The sequence below is a fragment of the Stenotrophomonas sp. HMWF003 genome, assembly GCF_003061285.1.
Taxonomy (GTDB): Bacteria; Pseudomonadota; Gammaproteobacteria; order Xanthomonadales; family Xanthomonadaceae; genus Stenotrophomonas; species Stenotrophomonas maltophilia_AP.
On the sequence record NZ_QAIW01000212.1, the window covers coordinates 3,653 to 6,002 of the forward strand.

The following is a 2,350-nucleotide window of genomic DNA, read 5'->3' on the forward strand; positions in this document are numbered from 1 at the left end:
GTGAACGCGCCGATCAGGGCGAACGGGGCAAGGCGGGAAATACGGTTCATTGCAGCGGCTCCTAAGCAGAAGGGGGTGGCCGTGGCCTGCGGCAGGTGCGGCCGGAGCATCACCGTAAGGCGCGCGCCGCGGCAGCTTCTTGACCTGGGTCAAGCGCAACGCGGTGAGGGCCGGTGGCGGCGGGCGGCCTGTGCACGGGACGCCCTTCAATGCAGCGGTCCAGGGCGCAGAACCAGTAGAAATACTGGTGTTTTCCATCTTGCGCAGCGGGCTGCCATCACTACTATGGAACGGTGCGGCACCCGCACGGCCCCCGGCAGGCACCGGCGAGGCGATCGCAGCAGCGCACGTGCGTGAGGATCGGCGGGGGAAGGCGGCAGGCATTCCAGCCCTGCCAGACGGGCCCGGGTATCGGGCGGTGCACCACGCGGGAGCGTCACCACCATGGCTACCACCGTTGGCTTGCCCCCGGCACGCAGCCGGCTGTGCGGTGCCTGCCCGCTGGGCCCGGACTGCTTCCCCGGCTCCCTGGCGACGGCCCACCTGTACGAGCTGGAAGGGCTCATCGAACACACCGCGCCCGCGCATGCCGGTAGCGTCGTGTTCCGCCAGGGCGACCCCTTCGAGCACATCGCGGTGATCCGGCTGGGCACGGTCAAGACCTATGCCATCGACCGGGAAGGGCGCGAACAGACCCTCGGCTTCCACATGCCGGGCGACTTCATCGGGCTGGGCGCCATCGACGACGGGCGCCATCCCTGCACGGCCGTCGCGCTGGATACGGTAACCCTGTGCAGGCTGCCGTTCCGGGCCACCGCCGACCTGGCCGCGCGCATGCCGATGCTGCAGGCCAAGCTGTTCCGGCTGATGAGCCGCGACATCGCGCGCGCCACCCAGCTGTCGTGTAACTACACCGCCGACGAGCGGCTGGCTGCGTTCCTGATCGGCATGGCCGACCGCATGGCTGCGCGCGGCTACTCCTCAAGCCGCTGGCAGCTGACCATGTCGCGCATGGATATCGCCAACTACCTGCGCCTGGCCCCGGAGACCCTGAGTCGGCTGCTGCGCCGCTTCCAGGCCGAGGGCCTGGTCAGCGTGGAGGGGCGTGAGGTCGAGGTGCGCGGGCGCGAACGCCTGCAGGCATTGGCAGCCGTCGAACCGGCGTCTGCCGCGTGTGCCGGTCACGCGCGCAGCGAAGCCGCGTAGTGCGTGGTGAAGCGGCTGGCCGTCAGCAGCGCCAGTCCCATCGCCACCCCACCGGCCAGCACCGTGCCGGGCCAGACCAGGATCAGTGCATCGGCCAGCACCACCACCGCCAACGCGGCCGTCCACATGCCGGACACTACGTAGTGGCTGCGGATGAAACGCGGCGACAACCACAATGCCGGCTCGGTATCGGGCCGGGTGTAGCCCAGGGTAAACGGGCGGCCGATGAGCATGGAAGCCAGCATCACCATCAGCAGCACCGCATCCACGGTGATGCGCACGCCCATCACCGACCAGTTGGGGGCATACACTCCGGCGTAGACGGCCAGCCCGCCGAACAGCAGCAGCGACAGCAGCTCGATCACACCGCAATGTTGGCGTGGCCCCGTCCAGTCGCGCAGGCATAACCCCAATGCCGTCAGCGCGGCGCCGGACAGGCCGGCAGCGATGCCGGCGGCGTGTTCCAGCAGCGCAAAAACAAGGAAAGGCAGTAGCCCGAGCAGGATGTTCATGGCGCAGTTCCGGTGCAGATGTCCAGCGTAGGCAGGTGCGCGCGCAAGCGGTTGATCCAGGTCAAGCCGCGCGCACGCCAGCGGCGGCTGGGCCTACAATGCGGCCGTGCATTCCGCATTCCACGGCAAGGACGTCCGCATGCTGCATCACCTGTCCCTTGGGGTCCGCGACCTGGCCGCGGCCGGCGCGTTCTACGACGCCGCGCTGGGTGCGCTGGGGTACCGCCGCGTCTTCGAAGATGACACCGCGATCGGCTACGGGCTGGTCGATGACCAAGACATGCTGTGCCTGAAACTGCGCGACGATGCCGCCGCCCCCGGCCCCGGCTTCCACCTGGCCTTCAGTGCCCCCACGCCGGCGGCGGTGCAGGCCTTCCATCGCGTCGCGCTGCAGGCCGGTGGGCATGACAACGGACCGGCCGGCCTCCGCCCGGATTACGGCGACTGCTACTACGCGGCCTTCGTGATCGACCCCGACGGCCATCGCATCGAGGCGGTCACCAAGCAGGCGCAGGCATGAACCGGCGGGTGGTGCGCCCGCCCAGGCCGTTGCTGCTGCCGCTCACCCGCGGCAGCGAAATCGCCCGTGCCCGCCAGCAGCTGCAGCGTGGCGGCTGGCCCCGGCTGCAGAT

At 69.7% G+C, this 2,350-nt stretch carries 3 protein-coding genes; 2 read left to right on the top strand and 1 reads right to left on the bottom strand.

The window, feature by feature from the left end:
- Positions 1 to 444 precede the first annotated feature (444 nt).
- On the top strand, positions 445 to 1,206 hold the full coding sequence (locus tag DBR34_RS08620; protein ID WP_258223766.1) for a cyclic nucleotide-binding domain-containing protein: 762 nt from the start codon (positions 445 to 447) through the stop codon (positions 1,204 to 1,206).
- On the opposite strand, the gene DBR34_RS08625 is transcribed toward DBR34_RS08620, so the two are convergent.
- Positions 1,182 to 1,718 (bottom strand): hypothetical protein, encoded by a 537-nt coding sequence (locus tag DBR34_RS08625; protein WP_128096484.1) that lies wholly within the window; start codon positions 1,716 to 1,718, stop codon positions 1,182 to 1,184. The two genes, DBR34_RS08620 and DBR34_RS08625, sit on opposite strands and share 25 nt — an antisense overlap.
- Before the next feature lie 139 nt (positions 1,719 to 1,857).
- Between DBR34_RS08625 and DBR34_RS08630 the strand changes: the two genes are divergently transcribed.
- Positions 1,858 to 2,238, top strand: a complete 381-nt coding sequence (locus tag DBR34_RS08630; RefSeq protein WP_128096486.1) for a VOC family protein — start codon at positions 1,858 to 1,860, stop codon at positions 2,236 to 2,238.
- The last annotated feature ends 112 nt before the right edge of the window (positions 2,239 to 2,350 follow it).